Annotated in this window: 25 protein-coding genes and 2 tRNA genes; 19 read left to right on the plus strand and 8 right to left on the minus strand. The window is 64.4% G+C overall.

Annotation, left to right across the window (positions count from 1 at the left end; translation table 11 throughout):
• Positions 1 to 11: 11 nt before the first annotated feature.
• A complete protein-coding gene (locus tag BN2475_RS12480) occupies positions 12 to 950 on the minus strand; it encodes a YicC/YloC family endoribonuclease (protein ID WP_094779820.1) in 939 nt (312 codons plus the stop codon).
• Positions 951 to 1,193: 243 nt separating this feature from the next.
• Between BN2475_RS12480 and rph the strand changes: the two genes are divergently transcribed.
• The 4 genes from rph (at position 1,194) to BN2475_RS12500 (ending at position 3,942) form a co-directional block, all read left to right on the plus strand.
• Complete coding sequence (rph, locus tag BN2475_RS12485; protein WP_094779821.1) at positions 1,194 to 1,934, plus strand: ribonuclease PH; 741 nt, start codon at positions 1,194 to 1,196, stop codon at positions 1,932 to 1,934.
• Positions 1,927 to 2,571 carry an RdgB/HAM1 family non-canonical purine NTP pyrophosphatase gene (gene rdgB, locus BN2475_RS12490; RefSeq protein WP_094779822.1) on the plus strand — a complete coding sequence of 215 codons (645 nt, stop codon included), beginning with the start codon at positions 1,927 to 1,929 and terminating at the stop codon, positions 2,569 to 2,571. The genes rph and rdgB overlap by 8 nt, the downstream gene beginning before the upstream one ends.
• A complete protein-coding gene (gene hemW, locus BN2475_RS12495; RefSeq protein WP_094779823.1) occupies positions 2,568 to 3,797 on the plus strand; it encodes a radical SAM family heme chaperone HemW in 1,230 nt (409 codons plus the stop codon). Before rdgB ends, hemW begins: the two co-directional genes overlap by 4 nt.
• A gap of 55 nt (positions 3,798 to 3,852) precedes the next feature.
• A tRNA-Ser gene (locus tag BN2475_RS12500) sits at positions 3,853 to 3,942 on the plus strand.
• An 88-nt stretch (positions 3,943 to 4,030) separates the two neighbouring features.
• Here the strand turns inward: BN2475_RS12500 and BN2475_RS12505 are convergent.
• The 3 genes from BN2475_RS12505 to BN2475_RS12515 all read right to left on the minus strand — a co-directional run bounded on the left by BN2475_RS12505 (position 4,031) and on the right by BN2475_RS12515 (position 6,318).
• Positions 4,031 to 4,435, minus strand: coding sequence for a RidA family protein (locus BN2475_RS12505; RefSeq protein WP_094779872.1), 405 nt, complete (start codon positions 4,433 to 4,435; stop codon positions 4,031 to 4,033).
• A 265-nt stretch (positions 4,436 to 4,700) separates the two neighbouring features.
• Positions 4,701 to 4,931 (minus strand): hypothetical protein, encoded by a 231-nt coding sequence (locus BN2475_RS12510; protein ID WP_094779873.1) that lies wholly within the window; start codon positions 4,929 to 4,931, stop codon positions 4,701 to 4,703.
• A gap of 163 nt (positions 4,932 to 5,094) precedes the next feature.
• Positions 5,095 to 6,318 (minus strand): Bcr/CflA family multidrug efflux MFS transporter, encoded by a 1,224-nt coding sequence (locus BN2475_RS12515; protein WP_094779824.1) that lies wholly within the window; start codon positions 6,316 to 6,318, stop codon positions 5,095 to 5,097.
• Between the two features lie 301 nt (positions 6,319 to 6,619).
• Here BN2475_RS12515 and BN2475_RS12520 point away from each other — a divergent pair, with 301 nt between their 5' ends.
• The 8 genes from BN2475_RS12520 to BN2475_RS12555 all read left to right on the plus strand — a co-directional run bounded on the left by BN2475_RS12520 (position 6,620) and on the right by BN2475_RS12555 (position 14,231).
• Entirely contained in the window at positions 6,620 to 7,273 is a 654-nt protein-coding gene (locus BN2475_RS12520) for a hypothetical protein (RefSeq protein WP_245841293.1), read from the plus strand.
• 148 nt (positions 7,274 to 7,421) lie between these two features.
• The gene (gene hemL / locus BN2475_RS12525) at positions 7,422 to 8,705 is read left to right on the plus strand and encodes a glutamate-1-semialdehyde 2,1-aminomutase (protein WP_094779825.1); all 1,284 of its coding nucleotides are present in this window, start codon (positions 7,422 to 7,424) and stop codon (positions 8,703 to 8,705) included.
• A gap of 78 nt (positions 8,706 to 8,783) precedes the next feature.
• A complete protein-coding gene (gene ribD, locus BN2475_RS12530; protein WP_094779826.1) occupies positions 8,784 to 9,941 on the plus strand; it encodes a bifunctional diaminohydroxyphosphoribosylaminopyrimidine deaminase/5-amino-6-(5-phosphoribosylamino)uracil reductase RibD in 1,158 nt (385 codons plus the stop codon).
• A 13-nt stretch (positions 9,942 to 9,954) separates the two neighbouring features.
• A complete protein-coding gene (locus tag BN2475_RS12535; protein ID WP_094779827.1) occupies positions 9,955 to 10,569 on the plus strand; it encodes a riboflavin synthase in 615 nt (204 codons plus the stop codon).
• A gap of 198 nt (positions 10,570 to 10,767) precedes the next feature.
• Positions 10,768 to 11,901 (plus strand): bifunctional 3,4-dihydroxy-2-butanone-4-phosphate synthase/GTP cyclohydrolase II, encoded by a 1,134-nt coding sequence (gene ribBA, locus BN2475_RS12540; protein ID WP_094779828.1) that lies wholly within the window; start codon positions 10,768 to 10,770, stop codon positions 11,899 to 11,901.
• 48 nt (positions 11,902 to 11,949) lie between these two features.
• Positions 11,950 to 12,462 (plus strand): 6,7-dimethyl-8-ribityllumazine synthase, encoded by a 513-nt coding sequence (gene ribH, locus BN2475_RS12545; protein WP_094779829.1) that lies wholly within the window; start codon positions 11,950 to 11,952, stop codon positions 12,460 to 12,462.
• Positions 12,459 to 12,893 (plus strand): transcription antitermination factor NusB, encoded by a 435-nt coding sequence (gene nusB / locus BN2475_RS12550; RefSeq protein WP_094779830.1) that lies wholly within the window; start codon positions 12,459 to 12,461, stop codon positions 12,891 to 12,893. Before ribH ends, nusB begins: the two co-directional genes overlap by 4 nt.
• Before the next feature lie 141 nt (positions 12,894 to 13,034).
• Positions 13,035 to 14,231, plus strand: a complete 1,197-nt coding sequence (locus BN2475_RS12555; RefSeq protein WP_094779831.1) for a pyridoxal phosphate-dependent aminotransferase — start codon at positions 13,035 to 13,037, stop codon at positions 14,229 to 14,231.
• Between the two features lie 162 nt (positions 14,232 to 14,393).
• Here the strand turns inward: BN2475_RS12555 and BN2475_RS12560 are convergent, their stop codons facing one another.
• Complete coding sequence (locus BN2475_RS12560) at positions 14,394 to 15,590, minus strand: transglycosylase SLT domain-containing protein (RefSeq protein WP_094779832.1); 1,197 nt, start codon at positions 15,588 to 15,590, stop codon at positions 14,394 to 14,396.
• Between the two features lie 605 nt (positions 15,591 to 16,195).
• Between BN2475_RS12560 and BN2475_RS12565 the strand changes: the two genes are divergently transcribed.
• Both BN2475_RS12565 and BN2475_RS12570 read left to right on the plus strand, forming a co-directional pair.
• Positions 16,196 to 17,764: a UbiD family decarboxylase gene (locus BN2475_RS12565; protein ID WP_094779833.1), complete on the plus strand. Its 1,569-nt coding sequence runs from the start codon at positions 16,196 to 16,198 to the stop codon at positions 17,762 to 17,764.
• A 51-nt stretch (positions 17,765 to 17,815) separates the two neighbouring features.
• Positions 17,816 to 18,493: a LysE family translocator gene (locus tag BN2475_RS12570; protein WP_094779834.1), complete on the plus strand. Its 678-nt coding sequence runs from the start codon at positions 17,816 to 17,818 to the stop codon at positions 18,491 to 18,493.
• 45 nt (positions 18,494 to 18,538) lie between these two features.
• Here BN2475_RS12570 and BN2475_RS12575 read toward each other — a convergent pair whose 3' ends face one another.
• The 3 genes from BN2475_RS12575 to BN2475_RS33555 form a co-directional block, all read right to left on the minus strand.
• The gene (locus BN2475_RS12575; protein WP_094779835.1) at positions 18,539 to 19,504 is read right to left on the minus strand and encodes a threo-3-hydroxy-L-aspartate ammonia-lyase; all 966 of its coding nucleotides are present in this window, start codon (positions 19,502 to 19,504) and stop codon (positions 18,539 to 18,541) included.
• 154 nt (positions 19,505 to 19,658) lie between these two features.
• A complete protein-coding gene (locus tag BN2475_RS12580; RefSeq protein WP_094779836.1) occupies positions 19,659 to 19,961 on the minus strand; it encodes a hypothetical protein in 303 nt (100 codons plus the stop codon).
• A gap of 372 nt (positions 19,962 to 20,333) precedes the next feature.
• Positions 20,334 to 20,738 (minus strand): hypothetical protein, encoded by a 405-nt coding sequence (locus BN2475_RS33555; protein WP_143325778.1) that lies wholly within the window; start codon positions 20,736 to 20,738, stop codon positions 20,334 to 20,336.
• Positions 20,739 to 20,744: 6 nt separating this feature from the next.
• On the opposite strand from BN2475_RS33555, the gene BN2475_RS12585 reads away from it, so the two are divergent.
• From BN2475_RS12585 to trmB, 5 genes are all read left to right on the plus strand, one after another.
• Entirely contained in the window at positions 20,745 to 21,680 is a 936-nt protein-coding gene (locus tag BN2475_RS12585) for a Rossmann-like and DUF2520 domain-containing protein (protein ID WP_094779874.1), read from the plus strand.
• A gap of 77 nt (positions 21,681 to 21,757) precedes the next feature.
• Complete coding sequence (locus tag BN2475_RS12590; protein ID WP_094779837.1) at positions 21,758 to 22,078, plus strand: EthD family reductase; 321 nt, start codon at positions 21,758 to 21,760, stop codon at positions 22,076 to 22,078.
• Positions 22,079 to 22,339: 261 nt separating this feature from the next.
• Complete coding sequence (locus BN2475_RS12595) at positions 22,340 to 22,903, plus strand: YggT family protein (RefSeq protein ID WP_094779838.1); 564 nt, start codon at positions 22,340 to 22,342, stop codon at positions 22,901 to 22,903.
• Between the two features lie 77 nt (positions 22,904 to 22,980).
• Positions 22,981 to 23,054, plus strand: a tRNA-Gly gene (locus tag BN2475_RS12600).
• 263 nt (positions 23,055 to 23,317) lie between these two features.
• Positions 23,318 to 24,100: a tRNA (guanosine(46)-N7)-methyltransferase TrmB gene (trmB, locus tag BN2475_RS12605; RefSeq protein ID WP_094779839.1), complete on the plus strand. Its 783-nt coding sequence runs from the start codon at positions 23,318 to 23,320 to the stop codon at positions 24,098 to 24,100.
• Positions 24,101 to 24,173: the final 73 nt, after the last annotated feature.

Here is a 24,173-nt window from a genome sequence, read left to right on the forward strand (position 1 = left end):
GTGCTCCAGCCTTATTCCAGATTCTGTACTTGCTCGCGCATCTGTTCGATGAGCAGCTTGAGGGTCATCGACGAATCCGCCAGTTCCTTCGCCGCCGCCTTCGAGCCGAGCGTATTCGCTTCGCGGTTCAGTTCCTGCATCATGAAGTCGAGCCGCTTGCCGACCTTGCCGCCCTTCTCGATCACGTGACGCGTTTCGTTCAGGTGAGCCGTGAGGCGCGACAGTTCTTCGGCGATGTCGATGCGGATGCCGTACATCGTCACTTCCTGGCGAATCCGTTCGTTGATCTCTTCGCGCGAGACGATGGTCGCGGATGCATCCGGCGCGGCAATGCCGAGCGCTTCCTGCAAACGCTCGACGATCTTCTGCTGATGCTTGTTGATCAGCTCCGGCACGAGCGGCGTGATCTTCGTGACGATCGACTCCATTTCGCTGACGTTAGCGAGCAGCATCGTCGCCAGTTGCGCGCCTTCGCGGGCGCGCACGTCGATCAGGTCGGTGATCGCCTGCTTGCCGCACGCGAGCACCGCGTCGCGCAGCACTTCCGGTGCCACACTGCTCTCGGCCAGCACGCCGGGCCAGCGCAGAATCTCACCGGCGCGCAGACGCCCTGCGTCCGGGAAGGTCGAGAGCACCGTGTGCTCGAGCAGCGCGAGCTGGTTCAGCGCGAGCTGGTTCAGCGCGTCGTGATTGATCGCGCCCGCGTTGGCCGCCTGTTCGCTGCGCTGCAGGTTGATACGGATATCCACTTTGCCGCGCGACAGCTTGTTCATCAGCATTTCGCGCAGCGTCGGTTCGCACACGCGCACGTCTTCCGGCATGCGGAAGTTCAGATCGAGAAAACGCGAGTTCACCGTGCGCAGTTCGACCGACACGCTCACGCCACCAGTGCCGGAAGCTGCAACAAGTTCGCGCGTGGCGCTCGCATAGCCAGTCATGCTGTAGATCATCGTATCTCTCGCGATTGTGGCCATGCGTTTCACGCCGGCCGAAGATGCGGATCGCCCGGCGTGTACGAGACGCGGGGCGGGGAACCGGCATTATCCCATTTTTGGCGATGACCCCTGTCGGCAACGAGGCGGCACGCGGGCGGCGTCGGCGCGGGCCAACGCCGATGACGACGCCTGACCGCCCCGCGCGATCGGCTGTAAAATCGCGCTTTCCCTGCGCTTTTCTTCCAGACCGATTCCAACATGAGCTACGACACCCAACGCCCCAGCGGCCGCCAAGCCAATCAGCTGCGCGACGTGCGCATCACGCGCCACTACACGAAGCACGCGGAGGGCTCGGTGCTGGTCGAATTCGGCGACACCAAAGTCATCTGCACCGCGAGCATCGCCGAGAGCGTGCCGTCGTTTCTGCGCGATCGCGGCCAGGGCTGGCTCACCGCCGAATACGGCATGCTGCCGCGCGCCACCCACACCCGCAGCGACCGCGAGGCAGCGCGTGGCAAGCAGACTGGCCGCACCCAGGAAATCCAGCGGCTGATCGGGCGCGCGCTGCGCTCGGTGTTCGATCTCGAGAAACTCGGCGCGCGCACGCTGCATATCGATTGCGACGTGATCCAGGCCGACGGCGGCACGCGCACGGCCAGCATCACCGGCGCATTTGTGGCCGCGCATGACGCGGTGGCCAAACTGCTGGCCACGGGCCGCATCGAAACCTCGCCGATCAACGACTACGTCGCGGCGATCTCGGTGGGTGTCTACGACGGCGTGCCGGTGCTGGACCTCGACTATGACGAGGACTCGCAATGCGATACCGACATGAACGTCGTGATGACGGGCGCGGGCGGCTTCGTCGAAATTCAGGGCACCGCAGAGGGCGTGCCCTTCTCGCGCGACGAAATGAGCGCGCTGCTGGATCTGGCGAGCGACGGCATCAACATGCTGATCGCGAAACAGAAGGCAGCGCTGGAGCAAAAGAGTGAATGAGGTTCGTCAGGACAATGGTGCAAGCGCCGCTTCGCCGTTGAAGAAGGTCGTGCTGGCGTCGAACAACGCGGGCAAGCTGCGCGAGTTCGCGGCGCTGCTCGGCGCGGCCGGCATCGAACTGATTGCGCAAGGCGCGCTGAACGTGCCGGAAGCAGAAGAGCCGCATCCGACCTTCGTCGAAAACGCGCTGGCCAAGGCCCGCCACGCCGCGAAGCTCACCGGCCTGCCCGCGCTCGCCGACGACTCCGGCCTGTGCGTGCACGCTTTGCGCGGCGCGCCGGGCGTGTATTCGGCGCGCTACGCGCAACTCGCCGGCGGCGAGAAGAGCGACGCGGCGAATAACGCACGCCTCGTCGCCGAGCTGCAGGGCGAGCACGACCGGCGCGGCTATTACTGCTGCGTGCTGGCCTTGGTGCGTCACGCCGACGACCCCGAGCCGCTGATCGCCGAAGGCCGCTGGCATGGCGAAATCCTCGACGCGCCGCGCGGCGCGCACGGTTTCGGCTACGACCCCTACTTCTTTTTGCCGTCGCTGAACGCGAGCGCCGCCGAACTGGAGCCCGCGGTGAAGAACGCCAGCAGCCATCGCGCGATCGCGTTGCGGCAGCTGCTCGCGCGCCTGACGGAGGAAGCGTGATTCCGATCAAACTGGCACCGGCCGAGATCGGCAGCGGCGTCATCCAGGCCTTCACCTCGCCGGGCAGCATTCGCCTGACGTCGCTGCCGCCGTTGGCGCTGTATGTGCATTTTCCGTGGTGCGTGCGCAAGTGTCCGTATTGCGATTTCAACTCGCACGAATGGAAAGGCGACACGTTCCCGGAGAACGACTACCTCGACGCGTTGCGCGCCGACCTCGAAATGGCGTTGCCGCTGATCTGGGGCCGGCAGGTGCATACGGTGTTCATCGGCGGCGGCACGCCGAGCCTGCTGTCGGCGGCGGGGCTCGACCGGCTGCTGTCGGACGTGCGCGCGCTGCTGCCGCTCGATGCCGACGCGGAAATCACACTCGAAGCCAATCCCGGCACCTTCGAAGCGGACAAGTTCGCGCAGTTTCGCGCGAGCGGTGTGAACCGGCTGTCGGTGGGCATCCAGAGTTTCAACGAAGCGCATCTGCAGGCGCTCGGCCGGATTCACGACGCGGCGCAAGCGCGCCACGCGGTCGAAGTGGCCGCGACCACGTTCGATAACTTCAACCTCGACCTGATGTTCGCGCTGCCAGGGCAAACGCTCGCCGAATGCCAGGCCGATGTCGAGACGGCATTGTCGTTCGCGCCGCCGCATCTGTCGCTGTACCACCTGACGCTCGAACCGAACACGCTGTTTGCGAAATTCCCGCCCGCGTTGCCGGACGACGATGCGTCAGCCGACATGCAGGACTGGATTCATCAACGCACGGCCGCGGCCGGGTACGAGCACTACGAGGTCTCGGCGTATGCGCAGCCGCATCGGCGGAGCAAACACAATCTGAACTACTGGCGCTTCGGCGACTATCTCGGCATCGGCGCCGGGGCGCATACGAAGCTGTCGTTTCCGAATCGTGTGCTGCGCCAGGCGCGCTACAAACATCCGACCACCTTCATCGAGCAGGCGAAGGCCGGCCACGCGGTGCAGGAAGAGCATGAAGTCGGGTCGCGCGACTTGCCGTTCGAGTTCATGCTGAACGCGCTGCGACTGGTGGAAGGCTTTCCGGTGCATCGGTTTATCGAACGAACGGGGCTGCCGATGACGTCGATCGAACCTGCGTTGCAGGAAGCCGAACGGCGCAAGCTGATTACGCGCGACCACGAAAAGATTGCGCCGACACCGCTCGGCCAGGCGTTCCTGAACGACCTGCAAGCGCTGTTTCTAAAAGATCCGCAGTGATTGCCGATCGACAGGATGCCGCAGCGAGGTATTTTCAGGTTACAATTTGCGGCTTGGAGGTGTGGCCGAGCGGTTTAAGGCACCGGTCTTGAAAACCGGCGAAGGAGCAATCTTTCCGTGAGTTCGAATCTCACCGCCTCCGCCAGACATCCAGTGAATATGGGCCTCTCGGCCCATTTTTCATTTCTACCAGCCCAACCACACCGCTTCGCGCCAAGCGCCCCGCTGCAAACCTAAACCAGCGCGATAGCCTCGACCTCGATCCTGAATCCATAGTGCAGTTGCGGCACCGGCACGACTGCGCGCGCCGGCCGCGCGTCGCCAGCCCAGCGCGCGTAGATCTGATTGAAGCTCGCCCAATGTTCGACGTCGACGATATACACGCGCACCTGCACCAGTTGCGCGACGCTGCTGCCGACACCTTCGAGCGCGGCTTGCACGTTGGCCAGCACCTGTTCGGCCTGCACCTCGAATGGCGCGTCAGTTAGCTTGTCGCCTTGCGCATTGATCGGCAATTGCCCGGAGACAAACACCAAGCCATTCGCGACCGCGACGTGACTGTAATGACCACCGGGCTTTGCGAGGGTAGCGGGGTTGTCTGTTTGCGGCAGACGCGAGCCGTGCTGACTATCAGCCATGATCCACTCCTGAAGCGATGCGGTCTGAGCGGCACATGGCCCGAGCGCGGCGCGCTCGCGCATCGAGCGTACGCACTCGCGAGAGCAAGGAAGCATCGCGCAAGACGCGAATGTGAACGTGGCCGTGGCCGTGGCAAACGCAACGCGTGCATTCGACACACCACGCAATACACCGGCCCGCGTCAACACCTCATGCGTCTCGTGCACCTCAACGAGCAACTCAACGAACAATTCCGCTGAATCACCAGCCGCACTCGCCTCGCCGTCACACGCTCAGCAGCTCCAGCTTTTCGCGCGCATCGGCACAACGGCGGTTCAGGTCGCGGTGCATCAACTGGCCGTCGAGCAATGCCGACACATCGGTCAACCCATAATCAAAGCGCAAGACGTATTCGATATCCGTGTAGTCGTGATAGGCGCCGCTGTCGGCCAGCTTCTGCGCTTCGGCGAATGCGGCATGTTGCCGTTCGCCGTTCATCAAGTCTCTGATCGCCATGATTGCCGCTCCGAGGAACAGTGACTCCATCATAGCAACGCAATCTGGTACGCACGGTAGCGCGCACGCAACACCTGGTGTTTTCCGTAGGTACGCCGTATCGAGCGTCGGTGGCGGTGCCGCGAGACCGGCGCCGCCGCCATTGCATACGCCTGCGACGGCTTCAGGATGCGGCAACCGGCGGCGCCTTGTTCGCGTGCCACCGGAGAACCAGCATCCGCCCGACATAGCACAACGACCCCGCGACGCCCACGACGATACCCATGCCTCTCGGCGAGGCGTCGTGCCACAGTCCGACCGCGAGGCTCGCCAACGCGCCGAGCGCCAGTTGCACTGCGCCGAACACGGCGGCCGCGGCGCCGGCATTCGACGGATAGCGGTGCATCAGATCGGTCGTGCAATTGGCGGACAACAGGCCTACCACCCCGACCACGAAAAACAGGCCGAACACGATCGACCACAGCCCGCCCCATCCGGTCAGCGACACGACACACACGAACAGCGACGCAACGAAACTGACGGTTGCCGCAAAGGAAATCATCGGCAACGCGCCGAGCCGGCCGACGAGACGCGTATTCATGAAGTTGCCGAACATGATGCCGATAATATTCAACGCGAACAGGAAGCCGTAGTGCTGTGGCGACACGTGAAAATACTCGATGTACACGAACGGCGTCGCGGTGATGTACGCGAACATCGCCGCGAACGCCATGCCGCCGCACAACATGTGTCCCCAGGCAACCGGATCGCTCAGCAGCTTGCCGTAAGCGCCAAACGATTTCAGCAAGGCGGACTGCGCACGCTTTTCGCGCGGCCACGTTTCCGGCACCTTGAGAAACGCGGTTACTGCGCATACCGAGCCGAACAGCGTCAGCACGACAAAGACGGCGCGCCAGCCGCCGAGCAGCAGCAACTGTCCGCCGATCAGCGGCGCGAGCAACGGACCGATCGCCGTAACAATCGCGAGCATCGACAGCACGCGGGCGGCATCGGTCGGCCTGTGCGCGTCGCGTGCGATTGCGCGCGCCAGCACCGACGCCGCGCCCGCGCCCAGCGCCTGCACGAAGCGGAACGTCACCAGTGAGCCGATCGAGAACGACAGCGCGCACGCCACGCTTGCCAGCGCATACATGACAATGCCGCCGAGCAGCACCGGCCGGCGGCCATACGTATCCGACAGTGGACCATACAACAGCATGCCGATCGAGAAGCCGAACATGAAACTGGTGAGCGTCGCCTGCGCGGCACCGGTGCTGATTGTGAAAGCCTGCGCGATGGACGGCAGACTCGGCAAATACATGTCGGTGGAAATCGGCCCGCATGCGGCAAGCGCACCGAGCAACAGAATCAGCCGGCCATCCGGCCGGCTTCTAACGACGTGAGACATGGGAGATCCGGATGACGCACCGCGCCGTCATCGGCGGCGGTACGGGGTGAACGGGGCAAGCAGCGACTTGACGCGTTCGATTGTACGCGACGGTTAGTCCACTCGAGTACGCGTGCCGCGCCCGCTGCATCCGTCAGGCGCGCCGCGCTCGACACGCCCGACCCGTTTGCGTGCATGATTGCCAGCGACGTCGACAGCTCGCGGCACTTGCGGCGTCGATCGGTTAAGCTGCCGCCTGAACCTTTGAGCGACGCGCGGGCCTTCGCGGCCCCTCCCCCTTCCATCCTGTTTCGAGCATGCAATGACCGCATTCCTGCTGATCTGGAGCCCCAAAAAATGGCCGTGGCCCGAGTTGCCCGACGTGGCGAAACGCGTCGCCGCGGGCGTCGCGGTGACCGACGTGTGGGGCTGCGGATTTGCGCGCGGCATCGTGCCGGGCGATCGGGTGTTCCTGCATCGCGTCGCCCAGCAACCGAAAGGCATTTTCGGCTCCGGCTACGTGACGCGCGCACCGTACGAGGTGCCCGACCCAGCGACGAAACGCGGCTACCGCCTCTGCATCGACTTCGTGTACGACTGGCTCGTCGACGCGCATGAAGCGCCGGTGATTCCACGCGAGATGTTGCGCACGCATCCATTCTCCGTGCAGACATGGGATGCGCAGAGTTCGGGCACGGTCATCAAGCCGATCGCCGAAGGTGCGCTGGAAAAGCGCTGGGCCGAACTCACCGGCAAGCGCAAGCCGCCGAAGCCCGACACGCCGACCAGCCCCACGCGTTCGACCAAAGTCACGGCTCACGCGGCCGCGGCACAACGCGCGGCCGCGAGTCCCCCAGAGACGAAGCCGGGAACAGCCAGCGAACCGCCGACGAGGCCCGCCAGCAGAACCGCAATGAAAAACACCGCGGCCGCCAAGGCACAGACGAAGACCACGAAGCGCGCGCTGAAAGCTTGAAAAAGTTGAGCCGAACGCCATCCCCACAGGGCCAGCCGCAAAACCCGCCGACGCCGAGTCCGGTACAATTTCCCCATCTATCCCAGCATCGCGCGAATCGCCCACGGGCAGTCTGCGCCGCTGCGCAACCCCTATTCCAGCCATCGCCATGTCCAAAAACGAACTCCTCTTCGACCGCGCGCAACGCACTATCCCCGGTGGCGTGAACTCGCCGGTCCGCGCATTCCGCTCCGTCGGCGGCACGCCACGTTTCATCGAGCGCGCGCAAGGCCCGTACTTCTGGGACGCGGACGGCCAGCGTTACATCGACTACATCGGCTCGTGGGGTCCCATGATCCTCGGCCACGTTCATCCGGAAGTGCTCGAAGCGGTGCAGCGCGTGCTGGTCAACGGCTTCTCGTTCGGCGCGCCGACCGAGTCGGAAGTGCAGATCGCCGAAGAAATCTGCAAGCTGATGCCTTCGATCGAACAGGTCCGCATGGTATCGAGCGGCACGGAAGCGACCATGAGCGCGCTGCGTCTCGCTCGCGGCTTCACGAACCGCAGCCGCATCGTCAAGTTCGAAGGCTGCTATCACGGTCACGCGGACAGCCTGCTGGTCAAGGCCGGCTCGGGCCTGCTGACCTTCGGCAATCCGACTTCGGCGGGCGTGCCGGTGGATATCGCGAAGCACACCACCGTGCTCGAATACAACAACGTCGCCGAACTGGAAGCGGCGTTCAAGGCATTCGGCAACGAGATCGCATCGGTGATCGTCGAGCCGGTCGCGGGCAACATGAACCTCGTGCGCGCGACACCCGAATTCCTGCAAGCGTTGCGGCGTCTGTGCACCGAGTACGGCTCGGTGCTGATTTTCGACGAGGTGATGTGCGGTTTCCGCGTCGCGCTCGGCGGCGCGCAGCAGGTCTACGGCATCACGCCGGACCTGACGTGTCTGGGCAAGGTGATCGGCGGCGGCATGCCGGCGGCGGCCTTCGGCGGACGGCGTGACATCATGGCTCACCTCGCGCCGCTCGGCGGCGTCTACCAGGCGGGCACGCTGTCGGGTAATCCGATCGCGGTCGCCGCGGGCCTGAAGACGCTGCAACTGATCCAGGCGCCGGGTTTTTACGACACGCTCGCCGCGCGCACGAGGCGTCTCGTGCAAGGTCTCGCGCAGGTTGCCGGCGAAGCCCGCGTGCCGTTCGCGGCCGATTCGCTTGGCGGCATGTTCGGCCTCTACTTCACCGAGTCGATCCCGACCAGCTTCGCCGAAGTCACGCAGAGCGACGTGCCGCGTTTCAACGCGTTCTTCCACCAGATGCTCGACGCGGGCGTCTACTTCGCACCGTCGGCGTATGAGGCGGGCTTCGTTTCGATCGCACACGACGATGCGATCATCGACGCCACGATCGACGCGGCGCGCGGCGCGTTCGCGTCGCTCGCGGCCTGATGCCGGCATGACGCGACTACCGCCGCAACCGAAGCCGAAGCTCAACCCAGCCTAGCCACCGTACCCGACCGGACCCCGATGTTTTCACAAACCGACTTCGTCCATATGGAACGCGCGTTGGCGTTGGCCAGGCGCGGCATGTACAACACCGACCCGAATCCGCGCGTGGGTTGCGTGCTCGTCAAGAACGGCGAGGTAATCGGTGAAGGTTTCACGCAACCGGCCGGCCAGGATCACGCGGAGATTCGCGCGTTGAAGGACGCGCGCTCGCGCGGCCATGATCTGCGCGGCGCCACCGCCTACGTGACGCTCGAACCGTGCAGCCACTTCGGCCGCACGCCGCCGTGCGCGAACGCGCTGATCGAAGCGCAGGTCGCCCGTGTGGTCGCGGCGATGGAAGATCCCAATCCGCAGGTGTCGGGCCGTGGCCTCGCGATGCTGCGCGACGCCGGCATCGAAGTGCGTTGTGGGCTGCTCGCCAACGAGGCACACGAACTGAACATCGGCTTCGTGTCGCGCATGACGCGCGGCCGCCCCTGGGTACGCATGAAAGTGGCGGCCTCGCTGGATGGCCGCACCGGCTTGCCGTCGGGCGTCAGCCAGTGGATCACCGGCGCGGCGGCACGCGCCGACGGTCACGCATGGCGCGCTCGCGCGTCGGCGATTCTGACCGGCATCGGCACCGTCAGGGAAGACAATCCGCGCATGACGGTACGCGACGTCGACACGCCGCGCCAACCGCACCGCGTGCTGATCGATAGCCAGCTCGAGGTGCCACCGGATGCGCACATTCTGGCCGGCGCGCCCACGCTGATTTTCTGCGGCCATCTCGATCAGGGGCGTGCCGATCGCGCCAGCGCGTTGCGCGACCGCGGCGCCGAGATCGTCCCGCTGCCCAACGAAGCCGGCAAGGTCGATCTGCCTCGCGTGCTGAAAGTGCTCGGCGAGCGCAATGTGAACGAACTGCACGTCGAAGCGGGCTACAAGCTGAACGGCTCGCTGCTGCGCGAAGGCTGCGTCGATGAATTGCTCGTGTATCTCGCGCCGAGTCTGCTCGGCATGGATTCGATGAGCATGTTCAACCTCGGCGCGCCTGAAACGCTCGAAGGCCGTGTCAAACTGAATTTCCACGCGGTCGACCGGATCGGCGACGATCTGCGGATCCTCGCGCGCTTCGCGCCGCTGGCCGCCTCCAAAGTCGGGGCCGACTTCCCGCACCCTCCCGTTTCGAATTGAAAGGATTAGCACGATGTTCACAGGAATCGTCGCGGCAGTGGGCCGCATCGAATCAGTCAAGCTGCTGGGCACGCACGGCGACGCAGGCGTGCGCCTGAACGTGGAAGCCGGCGGGCTCGACCTCGGCGACGTGCAGCTCGGCGACAGCATCACGATCCAGGGCGCCTGCATGACCGTGGTCGCGAAAACCGACCATTCGTTCGAAGTCGACGTGTCGCGCGAAAGTCTGAACTGCACGGCGGGCCTTGGCGAACCCGGCGAAGTCAATCTCGAGAAAGCGCTGCGCGCGCACGACCGGCTCGGTGGCCATATCGTCTCCGGCCATGTGGACGGTCTTGGCACGGTCACGCATTTCGCGCCGGTCGGCGAATCGCACGAACTGCGCGTGCTCGCGCCGCGCGAGATCGGCCGCTACCTCGCGTACAAGGGGTCCATCACGGTCAACGGCGTGAGCCTGACCGTCAACTCGATCAAAGATCGCGACGATGGTTGCGAGTTCTCGATCAACCTGATCCCGCACACGGTCGACGTGACCGCGCTCAAGCATCTGCGTGAAGGCACGCGGGTGAATCTGGAGATCGATCTGATCGCGCGGTATGTGGAGCGCATGCTGAACGCGCCGAAATAACCGTCCGCGACGCCTGCCATGCATGGGCTGACGGCGGCGCCCTGCCGCTTTCAGCCGGTTCATGCAGCCATCGTTTTGCCAGCATAACAAGAGCGGATGGCGCGCCGCCAGTCGGCCAAACGGCCGATGCCATTCGGCGGAGGCGACTTGGACTCGCGCGTGGCGTAAAATACGCGCTTTCCCGAAAATCTCGCCAACATGACGCTCGCCTCCACTCCAGAGATCATTGCCGAACTCAAAGCCGGCCGGATGGTGATCCTCGTCGACGAAGAAGACCGCGAAAACGAGGGCGACCTCGTGATCGCCGCCGAGTTCGTTACGCCGGAAGCGATCAACTTCATGGCCCGCTACGGTCGCGGCCTGATCTGTCTGACGCTCACGCAGGAACGCTGCAAGCTGCTGAACCTGCCGCTGATGACCTACCGCAACGGCACGCAATACGGAACGGCCTTCACGGTCAGCATCGAAGCGGCCGAAGGCGTGACCACCGGCATTTCGGCGGCCGACCGCGCCCGCACGATCGCCACGGCGGTCGCAGCGGATGCCAAGGCCGAGCACATCGTGCAACCGGGCCACGTCTTTCCGATCATGGCTCAGCCCGGCGGCGTGCTGGTGCGCGCCGGCCATACCGAGGCGGGTTGCGACTTCACCGCGCTGGCCGGTTTGACGCCGGCTGCGGTGATCTGCGAAGTCATCAAGGACGACGGCACGATGGCGCGCCTGCCGGACCTGATGGAGTTCGCCAGGGAACACGGTCTGAAAATCGGCACGATCGCGGATCTGATCCACTATCGCAGCCGCACCGAATCGATCGTCGAGCGCATTTGTGAGCGCACCATGCAGACGGCGCACGGCGCGTTTCGCGCGGTCATGTATCTCGACCAGCCGAGCGGCCAGCCGCATATCGCACTGGTGCGCGGCACGCCGAGCCCGGAGCAGGACACGCCGGTGCGCGTGCACGAGCCGCTGTCGGTGCTGGATCTGCTCGAAGTCGGCGAATCGACTCACTCGTGGACGCTGGACGCGGCAATGAAAGAGATCGCCCAACGCGACCTCGGTGTGATCGTGCTGCTGAATTGCGGAGACTCGAAAGAGCATCTGATCGACGTGTTCAAGGCGTTCGACTCGAAGGAAAAGGCGGACGCGCTCAAACGCCGGCCGGTCGACTTCAAGACGTACGGCATCGGCGCACAGATCTTGCGCGAGCTCGGTGTCGGCAAGATGCAGGTGCTGTCGAACCCGCGCAAGCTGGGCAGCATGTCGGGTTACGGGCTCGAAGTCACCGGCTTCATACCCATGCCTGGCAGTATCGCGCAGGTCCCGCAAGGCTGATCCGACCATTCACGCGCTCAGCGCCCACTCAAACACTACGGAATTCACATGGAAATCGGACAATACCAACCGAATCTCGACGGCGACGGACTGCGCATCGGCATCGTCCAGGCGCGCTTCAACGAACCCGTCTGCAACGGCCTCGCGGACTCCTGTATCGAAGAACTCGAACGCCTCGGCGTGACCGGCCAGGACGTACTGCTCGTCACGGTGCCGGGCGCACTGGAAATCCCGCTGGCGCTGCAAAAGCTTGCGGAAAGCGCGCAATTCGACGCACTGATCGCACTTGGCGCGGTGATTCGCGGCGAGACGTACCACTTCGAGCTGGTGTCGAACGAAAGCGGCGCGGGCATCACGCGCATTGGCCTCGACTTCGGCATTCCGGTTGCGAACGCCGTGCTGACCACCGAGGACGACGAGCAAGCTGTCGCTCGCATGACCGAGAAGGGGCGTGACGCAGCACGCGTGGCCGTCGAAATGGCGAACCTCGCCGTCGCGCTCGAACAACTCGGCGGCGACTATGAAGAAGAAGACGAAGACGAAGACGAGGAACAGGCATGAAGAGCGCACGCCGACGCTCCCGTGAACTTGCCACGCAGGGGCTTTACCAGTGGTTGCTGTCGGGTTCGTCCAGCGGTGAGATCGATGCGCAACTGCGCGGTGCGCAAGGCTTCGACAAAGCCGACCACGAGCACCTTGACGCCCTGCTGCATGGCGTGATCCGCGATTCGGAGGCGCTATCCGCCGACATCGCTCCGTGTCTTGACCGCCCGATCGACCAGCTCTCACCGGTCGAACGCGCGGTGCTGCTGGTCGCCGCGTTCGAGCTGAAGAATCACGTCGATATCCCGTATCGCGTGGTCATCAACGAGGCGGTCGAACTCGCCAAAACGTTCGGCGGCGCGGACGGCTACAAGTACGTGAACGGCGTGCTGGACAAACTCGCCGCGCAACTGCGCGTGGCCGAAACGCAGGCGGCGCGCAAGCGCTGAGCGCCACGCGCATGACGCGTCAGGGTGGTGTCATGCGCCGCGCCTAACGCGGCCACCGGACCGCTTGCAAGGACGGCGTAGCGCGCATCGAGCCATGCGCGAACACCGTCCCGCTTTTGCTTCTGAACTGGATTTGATTGTATGAACTCCGTGACCGAACCCTTGGTGCGGCTTGCTGCTCGCGTCGACGCCATCCAGCCTTTCTACGTGATGGAACTGGCCAAGGAGGCCGCGCTGCTCGAGCGCGACGGACGCAACATCATTCACATGGGAATCGGCGAGCCCGATTTCACCGCGCCGGAACCGGTCATCGAAGCCGCGGCCGGCGCGCTGCGCCGTGGCGTCACGCAATACACAAGCGCACTCGGCCTGCATGCGCTGCGTGAAGCGATTTCGGCGCACTACGCCGCGGTCTATGGCGTCAGCGTCGATCCGGCGCGGATCGTCGTCACCGCGGGGGCCTCGGCTGCATTGCTGCTGGCCTGCGCAGCGCTGGTCGATCGCGACGACGAAGTGCTGATGCCCGATCCGTGCTATCCGTGCAACCGTCATTTCGTGATCGCCGCCGAAGGCCGGCCGGTGATGGTGCCAAGCGGCCCGGCCGAGCGTTTCCAGTTGACCGCCGCCGATGTCGAGCGCCTGTGGAATGAGCGCACTCGTGGCGTACTGCTCGCGTCGCCGTCGAACCCGACCGGCACGTCGATCGAACCCGCCGAACTCGAGCGCATCGTCAAGGCGGTGCGTGCGCGTCGCGGCTTTACCATCGTCGACGAGATCTATCAGGGTTTGAGCTACGACGCGAAGCCCGTGTCAGCGCTCTCGTTCGGTGACGACGTGATCACCGTCAACAGCTTCTCGAAGTACTTCAACATGACCGGCTGGCGTCTGGGCTGGCTGGTGGTGCCGCCCGGCATGGTCAGCGCTTTCGAAAAGCTCGCCCAGAACCTGTTCATCTGCGCGTCGGCGCTCGCGCAGCATGCGGCGCTCGCCTGTTTCGAACCGGACACCATCGCGATCTACGAAGCCCGCCGTCTGGAGTTCAAGCGCCGCCGCGACTTCATTGCGCCGGCGCTGGAATCGCTGGGCTTCGCGGTGCCGGTGATGCCCGACGGCGCGTTTTACGTATATGCCGATTGCCGCACCGTCGCGCATGAGGCAGCCGGCGACAGCGCGGCGCTCACCAGCGCGATGCTGCACGATGCGGGCGTGGTGCTAGTGCCGGGCATGGATTTCGGCACGCACGCGCCGAAGGAGTACATCCGCTTGTCGTACGCCACCGCGTATCCGAAGCTTGAAGAGGCGGTCGAACGGCTAGCGAAGCTGTTTGGGCGGCATTGACGGACCCGTCAGTGGGCGGCCCGCTATCTTGGGGAGCAGCGCGCCGGCGCTCTCACGACCGTCGGACAACCAACCATCAGACGTAAAAAAAGGACACTCATGGTGTCCCTTTTTTATAGCGACCGGTCTTGTATCACATGACCAGCGTCACGCCGCGAGATCTCAAGCGCCCAACTCCGAGGCCGATGCCACGTGTTTCGTCGCGCCATTGCCGGCGTCGTCCTGCTCGGAAGCCGGCGTCTTGATCGAGTTGGTCGCGCCCAGCGAATGACCGCTTTCGAGCGTCACCTGCACACGCTTGCCACTGCTTGCAGCGACCGCCGCCGGATTGGTCGACGCGGTCAGAACCGGCGCCTGCGGCGCATTGATCGGCACCTTGCGGCCATGCGCCACGTCGCGCAGACGGCCGCGCTCGGCCATCACCTTGGCGCCGTAGCCACCGTCGTCCTGCGAGCTCGAGCCGACGTACAGGCGCAAGCCGCCGGGCAGCGAGCCGCCGCGGGCGATGCAATCCTTCAGCACCAGCGCGCCCACCTTGATGTTCGCGACCGGTTCGAGCGCCGCGCTCTGGCCGCCGAAATACTGGAATTTGTCCGAGTGAACTTTGGACATCACCTGCATCAGACCTTGCGCGCCCACGCCGCTCTCGGCATACGGGTTGAAGCCCGATTCGATCGCCATCACGGACAGCAGCAGAAGCGGATCGAGACCGACTTCGCGGCCTGTGTCGAACGCCGCCTTCACGAGTTCGCTGACGGGCTCCTGAGCGACGCGATAACGCCGCGCCAGGTACGACCCGACCAGATCCTGCTCGCGGCTCGATACCAGCACGCGGTCATCGCGTGCGTCGGCCGATACGCGCTGCGCCGGAATCAGCCGCGCCAGCGCGTTAACGCTTTGCATGGTGCGCGGGTCGAGACCGTTGAGCGCGGCGATGCCCATTCCGGCCGAGCCGGACTTGTCGAACGCGTTATCGAAGCTGGTGTTGCTCGCGGTCAAGGTAGTGATGGCGTTGTTCGCGCCGCTTGAGGTGTCGATGCTGGTGCTGCCCGGCGAATTGGCCGACAGCGACTCGTCGGCGGGCGCGCCAGCGCTGCCCGACGGCGCGAAAGACGGCAGCGGGTGGCCCTGCAGCAGGCGCGCGGGACCCGCCTGCACGGCGGCGGAAATGACCGGCATCAGCCGGGCGGCCAGCACGCCGCGCCAGGAGGGCATCAGCCACAGTGCGATTGCCAGCACGACAGCGATGCCGCCGACGATGCTGAACAGGTGATGACTCATTCGCGTCCCGCGACGCAGCACACCACGCACTACCTGCGCGATTCGCTCATCGGGACGCCACGATAACCAGGCGTTCATTCAGATCTCCCATGTTGCATGATCCGCGAACCCCGCCCGAAGAAAACGGCGGCACTACACGTTCGCAGAGTCAAGACATCGCCCGCTCTGTCTGGTTAGAGCAGCGGCGACGTCGGGAAAACGGCAAATACCGTTTGTGGGGAGCCGTCCTGAAAAAGCGCCCGCATACATGCAGACGCTGGCTCCCACGCGAAAAACCAGCGTCAGTTGGCGCTGGCAGGGACTTCAATTTGACCGACAAATACCGTGCAGGGTCGGTAAAGCGGGCGACGCGTTGCGTCGAAAGGGACCTGGGGCGGTGGTAAAAAGGTTCACGCCCTGCAACTAATGTGGGCCGATTTTATGCAGGGTTTTATAGATCGTCAACACTATGAAATCTTAAATTTATAACTATTTGTAATTATGACGGGTGCCCAATCGGCCGAGAGCGGCGGCGCACGCGCGTTTTAGCGGGTCTTCCTCCCCCGTTCAGCCTTCGACCATTTGGTTGATCTACGTGCGGTAGCCAACGCAGGTAAAATCGACAATCGTTTTGGCGCCGCGAAGCCTGCCGCGCCGTTCCCGCCGTTTCCTTTTGCCGCTCATGCGGCACTGACCCGCACCAGATGAAATACAAAGACCTGCGCGATTTCGTCGGCCGTCTCGAAGCGATCGGTGAACTACGCCGCGTGCCACAACACGTCTCGCCCATCCTGGAAATGACCGAACTGTGCGACCGCGTGCTGCGCGCCGGCGGCCCGGCGTTGCTGTTTGAAAGCAAGGCGCAGCATGCGTTCCCGGTTCTCGGCAACCTGTTCGGCACACCTCGCCGCGTCGCGCTCGGCATGGGGGTCGAGGCGCAGGCGGGCGAAGGCGATGACGCCGCGCTCGAGTCGCTGCGCGACGTCGGCCGCCTGCTCTCCGCGCTCAAGGAGCCGGAGCCGCCCAAGGGCCTGAAGGACGCGGGCAAGCTGTTTTCACTGGCCAAGGCGGTGTGGGACATGGCGCCCAAAACGGTCAGCGCGCCGCCCTGCCAGGAAATCGTCTGGGAAGACCAGGACGTCGACCTCGCAAAACTGCCCATCCAGACCTGCTGGCCGGGCGACGCGGGTCCGCTGATTACGTGGGGCCTGACCGTCACGAAAGGCCCGAACAAGAGTCGACAAAATTTGGGCATATATCGCCAGCAACTGATCGGACGTAACAAACTGATCATGCGATGGCTCGCGCATCGCGGCGGCGCGCTCGATTTCCGCGAATTCGCGCTACGCAATCCCGGCAAGCCATATCCGGTGGCCGTGGTGTTGGGCGCCGACCCGGCCACGATCCTCGGCGCGGTCACGCCGGTGCCCGATACGCTGTCCGAATACCAGTTCGCCGGACTGCTGCGCGGCGGGCGCACCGAGCTTGCGAAGTGCATCACGCCGGGCGTCGACGGCCTGCAGGTGCCCGCGCGTGCCGAAATCGTGCTCGAAGGCTTCATTTATCCGCAGCAAGGCGCGCCCGAGCCGGCGCCGGCGGGCGCGCCGCCGCGTCCGGTCAAGGGCGCGTCGGCGGCGTACGAACACGCGCTCGAAGGCCCATACGGCGACCATACCGGCTACTACAACGAACAGGAGTGGTTCCCCGTCTTCACGGTCGAGCGCATTACGATGCGGCGCGACGCGATCTACCACTCCACCTACACCGGCAAACCGCCCGACGAGCCCGCGGTGCTCGGCGTCGCACTGAACGAAGTGTTCGTGCCGCTGCTGCAGAAACAGTTCACCGAGATCACGGACTTCTATCTACCACCCGAAGGCTGCAGCTACCGGATGGCGATCGTGCAGATGAAGAAGAGCTACCCCGGCCACGCCAAACGCGTGATGTTCGGCGTGTGGAGCTTCCTGCGGCAGTTCATGTACACCAAGTTCATCGTGGTGGTCGACGAGGACGTCAACATCCGCGACTGGAAGGAAGTGATCTGGGCGATCACGACGCGCATCGACCCGGCGCGCGACACGGTGCTGGTGGATCGCACGCCGATCGACTATCTCGACTTCGCGTCGCCAGTGGCCGGCCTTGGGTCGAAGATGGGGCTCGACGCGACCAACAAATGGCCCGGCGAAACCGACCGCGAATGGGGCCGCCCGATCGTGATGGACGACGCGGTCAAACAGCGTGTCGATACCTTGTGGAACGAGTTGGGCCTGTAAGGCAAACCGTGCGGCAAGATCAAAAACAAGACTGACGGAGCAGTTGCCCGAATGCATGCCTTTTCAATGATGTCGGACGGATTTTTCCTGTCGTTGTCGCTGTGCCTCGATATCGGTCTCGTGAACGTGGCGATGATTTCGCTGACACTGTCGCACGGGTTCAAGCCGGGGTTCTGGCTGGGTCTCGGCTCGTGCGTCGGCGACCTGATCTACGCGGCGCTCGCGCTCGCGGGCATGGCCGCGCTGCTGCAGTTCGAATCGGTACGCTGGGTGGTGTGGATCGGCGGCGCGGCGATCCTGCTCTTCCTCACATGGAAGATGGCGCGCGAAGCGCTGTTCCCGGCCGCGGCGCCGGCAGTTGCCGGCGAAGGCGCCACCAACGCGCCGCATCAGTCCGCATGGCAGGGTTTCTTGCGCGGCGTGCTGCTGGCGGTGTCGTCGCCGTCGGCGATTCTGTGGTTCGCGGCCGTCGGCGGCGCGTTGATCGCAAAGGCCGGCGCCACCAGCCCGAAGACGGCGCTGATTTTCCTCGGCGGCTTCTTTCTCGGCGGTCTGTGCTGGACGATCTTCATCTGCGGGCTCGGCAGCCACGGCCGCAAGCGCGCGGGCGCCGGTCTGCTGCGCGCCTGTCACGTGGTGTCGGCGCTGCTGTTCGCGTATTTCTCGTACAGCGTGATCGTCAACGGATACCAGGACCTGATCGTGCAGGCCACGCACGTTGCGAGCTGACGGAAAAACGGCTCGCGGGGAGCGAGCCGTGTTCGCTGTGTTCGCTCAGGCGAGGTACTGCGCGAGCTTCGCCAGGTCGACGTTACCGCCGCTCACCACCACGCCGACGCGCTTGCCCTTCACCGGCACGATGCCGTTGAGCACCGCCGCGGCGGCAAGGCAACCCGTCGGCTCGACCACCACCTTCATGCGCTGCGCGAAAAAGCGCATCGTCTCGATCAATTGCTCGTCGCTGACGGTTTCGATTCGCGCCACCAGCTTGCGGATAATCGCGAACGTGTAGTCGCCCAGATGCGTCGCCGCGGCGCCGTCGGCGATCGTGCGCGGCGTGTCGATATGCACGATCTCGCCGCGTGCGAGCGACTGCTGGCCGTCGTTGCCCGCCTCCGGCTCGACGCCGACCACCGTGCACGCGGGACTCAAAGCCGCCGCGGACAAAGCGCTGCCGCTGAGCAATCCGCCGCCGCCGAGACACACGACCAGCACGTCGAGCGGGCCGGTGGCATCGATCAGCTCTTTAACGGCGGTGCCCTGTCCTGCGATCACATGCGGATGGTCGTAAGGCGGAATCAACGTCATGCCGCGCTCTTCGGCGAGCCGCCGGCCGATCTCCTCGCGATTCTCCGTGTAGCGGTCGTAGGTGATCACTTCACCGCCATAGCCTTTGGTGGCCGCGACTTTGGCCGCGGGAGCGTCGTGCGGCATGATGATCGTCGCGCGAATCCCGGCAAGGCGGGCCGACAGCGCAATCGCCTGCGCGTGATTGCCGGACGAATACGTCAGCACGCCCGCCTGGCGTTGCTCCGCGTCGAAATGCGAAATCGCGTTATAAGCGCCGCGAAACTTGAACGCGCCCATGCGCTGAAAGTTTTCGCACTTGAAGAACACCGACGCGCCCGTACGTTCATTGACCGTGGTCGACGTCAGGACGGGAGTGCGATGGGCGACGCCTTCGAGACGCGCGGCGGCGTCGAGCACGTCGTCGAAAGTGGGAGCGGGAAGCGCTTGCATCGGCGAAACTCTCCAGAGCGGTGGCGAAACGGCCATTCTCCCAGCTTCGTCAACCGTTTGGAATGCCAGGCGTGGTGCGCAGAATAAGAAACGGCGTAACCCGGCGATCAAGCCGGTGTTACGCCGTCGTCATCCTGAACCTCGTCTGCCGCGATCAGCGCCGATAGTAGCCGTGGCCGTAGTAACCGCGGTAGTAGCCGTGGTGATAGTAAGGACGGCCATAGCCGCCGTAATACCCCCCCACCACGACAGCGGGCGGCGGCGCATACACGACCGGCGGCGGCGCGTAGTAGACGGGCGCCGGCGGGGCGTAATAGACCGGCGGCGGCGCATATACCGGATACGCTGGCGCGACCGGCACCCCAATACCAATACCGACGGAAACGTGCGCTTGAGCCGCGCCGGCCAGTCCCAGGCCAAGTGCTGCGGCAACGACAAACGGAACGATCTTTTTCACTTCTATTCTCCTAGCGCGGCCTGCCGAGGTCGCCGACTTTCACATGCATTGCATGCTACTGACTCAATGTATCGAAAATGTATGGATCTATCTGTGCGCATTTGTTGCAAATTGCAATGCGCGGCAATAGACCATTGTCGGCGCAAGCGCGGCAGGCCTCGCGGCCACAGCGAAACAGGCTGAGAATCAAAGGCTTCACGGGACTCAGTGGACGCGAATGGTCCGCTTGACCGGATTGCGGTCTCTAGCGCGTACTTTTCGGTAATCTTTGATTACAAATTAGCTTCAATGCTGACGGCGCGAATGAAGTGCCCAATTAAAAATGCCCAGCAAATTGCGCTGGGCATCGTCTCATGCGTGAACATCGGTCGCTCAGCCGACCTTCACATACGTAAATTCGCGGGACACATTGGGCGGCACGTAGGCCCCGCTGATATGCACGCGCGGCCTCAAGCGTTTTTTCTGGTCCCACCAGCGACGGCGCTGTGCAGGTGTGAGGAAGCGCAAGTGTTTTCGGTAAGAAAAAATACTCATTTTTGAACCTCCCGAATCTGATTGCGAAACGAAGTACCCAGAAACAGCAACTGCCAAAACCGGCTCATCAAGAATTGTGCGCAGTCTCCAAACCGACGGGCGGGCGGCGTGCCGCCGGTTGACAGCCTGCACGCACCATGTGGCGCGCAATCCGGTCAGAGCAAGGCCGGCGCCAGACACGCCACGACCAGCCGGATGCGCGATACTTCTGCTTTCCCCGTACAAATGTTCCGTCTGGAGCACGCAACCATGTCTCAGTCCTCTCTGCCGCGCCTCGGTTTTATTGGCGCGGGCAGGCTCGCGCGATGTCTTGCGCTGGGCTTTTCACGCGCCGGTTATCCGGTCTCGGCGGTGGCAAGCCGCTCGACGGCCTCGGCCGGCCGGCTTGCCAGTCAAATCGGACAGTGCGCGGCATCCGACGACCCACAGCTGGTCGTCGACGCCGCCGATATCGTGTTTTTAGCCGTTCCCGACGACAGCATCGGTACGTCAGCGCACACTTTGCGGTTTGGCCCGGACGCCGCCAGCGCGCATGGCAAGGCGCTGGTGCACTGCAGCGGCGCGTCGCCGGTCGAACTGCTGGCGCCGGCGCGGGACCAAGGGGCTTCAATCGGAGGATTTCATCCACTCTACCTCTTTGGCGGAGACCTCGCCGACCTCGAGCGGATCGCCGGCTGCTCGGTGACGATCGAGGCCGACGGCGCCTTGAAGGACACGCTGACCGCGCTGGCCGTCGCGTTGGGCTGCCATCCGCTGTCGATTCCGGCGGGCGGCCGCATGCTGTATCACGCCGCCGCGCACTATGCCGCCAGCTTCGCGCTGTGCAACCTCGCCGAATGCGTCGCGCTGTGGCGCACACTGGGGTTTGCCGAGGACGACGCGCTGCGCGCGCTGCTGCCGATGCTCGCCGGCACCATCGAAACCGCGCGTGACAAGGGCTTGCCCAACGCGCTCGCGGGCCCCGTGTCGCGCGGCGATACCGGCGTCGTCGAAAAGCAGTTGGCGTTGCTGGAAGGCCTCGGCGGCGACCACGCCGCGCTGTACGGCTTGTTGTCGCGACGCGCGGTGGGACTCGCCGAACGCCGCGCGACACCGCCCGCCGCAATTGGAGCGATCGCCGAGGTCGTGGAAGAATCGCTGAATCGGTCGCTGAATCAGGCTGCGGCAGGTGCAAGCGTCAAGTAACGCGTGATAATGTGACGTCCGGCGCCGCGCGCAATCCGCGGGCGCCGCGCTTCGGGATCAACAGACGAGAACGCACAATGATCAAGGTCAGCATCCTCTATCCGTATCGGGAAAACGGCCACTTCGACGTGGACTATTACTGCGTCACGCACATGCCGCTGGCGGCGAAGCTGTTCGGGCCAACGCTGAGGGGCTGGTCGGTCGATGTGGGCATCAACGCCGGGCCGCCTGGAACGCCGCCGCCGTATGTGGCCGCGGGCCACTTCGTGTTCGATAGTGCGGACGACTTCTACAAGGTCTTCAAGCCGGCGTCCGAGCAGCTGATGGCGGACATCCCCAACTACACCGACGGTGGCAACGGCACGATCCTGATCAGCGAAATCAAAATATCCGCGTGAGCCCGAGCGGACGGAATCGACATGGCGGTGTGTCATTCAGCGAATCGCCGAAGCCAGGTCGAAAACCATTTCATCAACCAACGCGCGAGCCCGGCGCAAACCACCGCACGAGTTATCGCGCGGCCGCTTGAGACGATGCGTGAGGCGCCCTGCCGCGAGAAGGCGCATGCAATCCCAATGAACCGCCGGCGCGCAACCCATCGGTCGACGCCGGCACCCGCGGCCGATCGGCGGCCGTCATCCGAAGCATAAGGACACGAGATGTTTGGCGATATCGCCCGTTTTCTGCTCAATACCATCTTCACGCTGTTCGGCGCGGCGTTGTTGCTGCGCGCCTGGCTGCAGGTCGTGCGCATGCCGCCCTACAACCCGGTGACGAACGCCGTGCTGCAAGCCACCAACTGGTTCGTGCTGCCGCTGCGGCGTATCTTGCCGAGCACGCGCAGCATCGATTGGGCGAGCCTCGTCGCGGCGTTGATCGCGGCGATCCTGTATGTGGTGCTGATGGTGGTGCTGACCGGCGCCGATCCGCTCACGCTGCTGCCGACGCTGCTGATCGTCGCCGTGCTGACTGTGATCAAGTGGGCGCTGAATCTGATCATCTGGATGACGATCCTGATGGCATTGCTGTCATGGCTCAATCCGCGTTCGGCGGCCATGCCGATCCTGTATCAACTGACCGCGCCGTTTCTGAATCCGCTGCGCCGTGTGATGCCGCAGCTCGGCGGGATCGACCTTTCGCCGATCCTGCTGTTCGTGATCGTGCAAGTGTTGCTGATGGTCGTCACACGCGCGGCCGTGCAACTGACTTACTTCGTGATCTGAACGCGTGCGGCCCTTCAGCGGACAGGAACGGCGCGATTTGCGCTAAACGCCCTTTCCCGAGTAAAATTGTGCGCTCTGCGGGCGTCGTATAATGGTAATACCCTAGCTTCCCAAGCTAGAGCCGTGGGTTCGATTCCCATCGCCCGCTCCAGATACTTTCCGGCTGAGCTTTCAGCGCAATCCAGTACGAGCCGCCTCCATGAAGGCGGCTTTTTTGTAGTGGCGGCGCTCTGGCGGAGCGAATTGAATCGCAGGTAAAGCGCGCAAGGCAAGCACAACGGAATTGCCAGCACAGCGCGCAAGCGCAGCGCCCACCGGGCGCGCCGTTCGCGGTCCCTGCCCGTAAGCACGCATAGGCGCCCTACGGCACGCAACGCAAGCCGCGCAGCCCTCACCCTTGTAGCAGCATCGACGATGATCCACGATCCAAACGACACCGGACTGCCGGACGAACTTCCGGCGCCCTCCGGCGAAGCCACAGCCCACCCCGCCGGCGACCACGCGCCGCAAGAAGAAGCGCTGCACTTGCGCCGCATCCGCAGCTTCGTCACGCGCGCCGGCCGCGTATCGACCGGCCAACGCCGCGCCATGGACGAACTCGGCCCGCGTTTCGTGGTGCCCTTCGCGCCGCAGCAACCCGACTGGAACAGCGTGTTCGGCCGTGCCGCGCCGCGCGTGCTGGAAATCGGTTTCGGGATGGGCGCGACCACCGCGGAAATCGCCTCGCACCGTCCCGACGACGATTTTCTCGGCGTCGAAGTGCATGAGCCGGGTGTGGGCGCGCTGCTGAAACTGATGGGCGAGCAGTCGCTGTCGAACATCCGCATCATTCAGCACGACGCGGTCGAAGTGCTCGAACAGATGATCGCGCCGGACAGCCTCGACGGCGTGCATATCTTCTTTCCGGACCCCTGGCACAAGGCACGTCACCACAAGCGCCGGCTGATCCAGCCGAAGTTCGTCGCACTGCTGGTTTCGCGCCTCAAGCCGGGCGCCTATCTGCATTGCGCGACCGACTGGCAGAACTATGCCGAACAGATGCTCGAGGTGCTTGGCGCCGAACCGGCGCTGCAAAACACCGCTGACGGCTATGCGCCGCGCCCCGACTACCGTCCGGTGACCAAGTTCGAGCGCCGCGGGCTGCGGCTTGGGCACGGTGTGTGGGATCTGGTGTTCCGCAAGCGCGGCGCCGTGTAACACCACGCGGCGACCATTGCCCCGCCGATAACGAAAAGGTCCGCAAACGCGGACCTTTTTTCATTGCGGCAAC

This window comes from Paraburkholderia ribeironis (genome assembly GCF_900019265.1).
Lineage (GTDB): Bacteria > Pseudomonadota > Gammaproteobacteria > Burkholderiales > Burkholderiaceae > Paraburkholderia > Paraburkholderia ribeironis.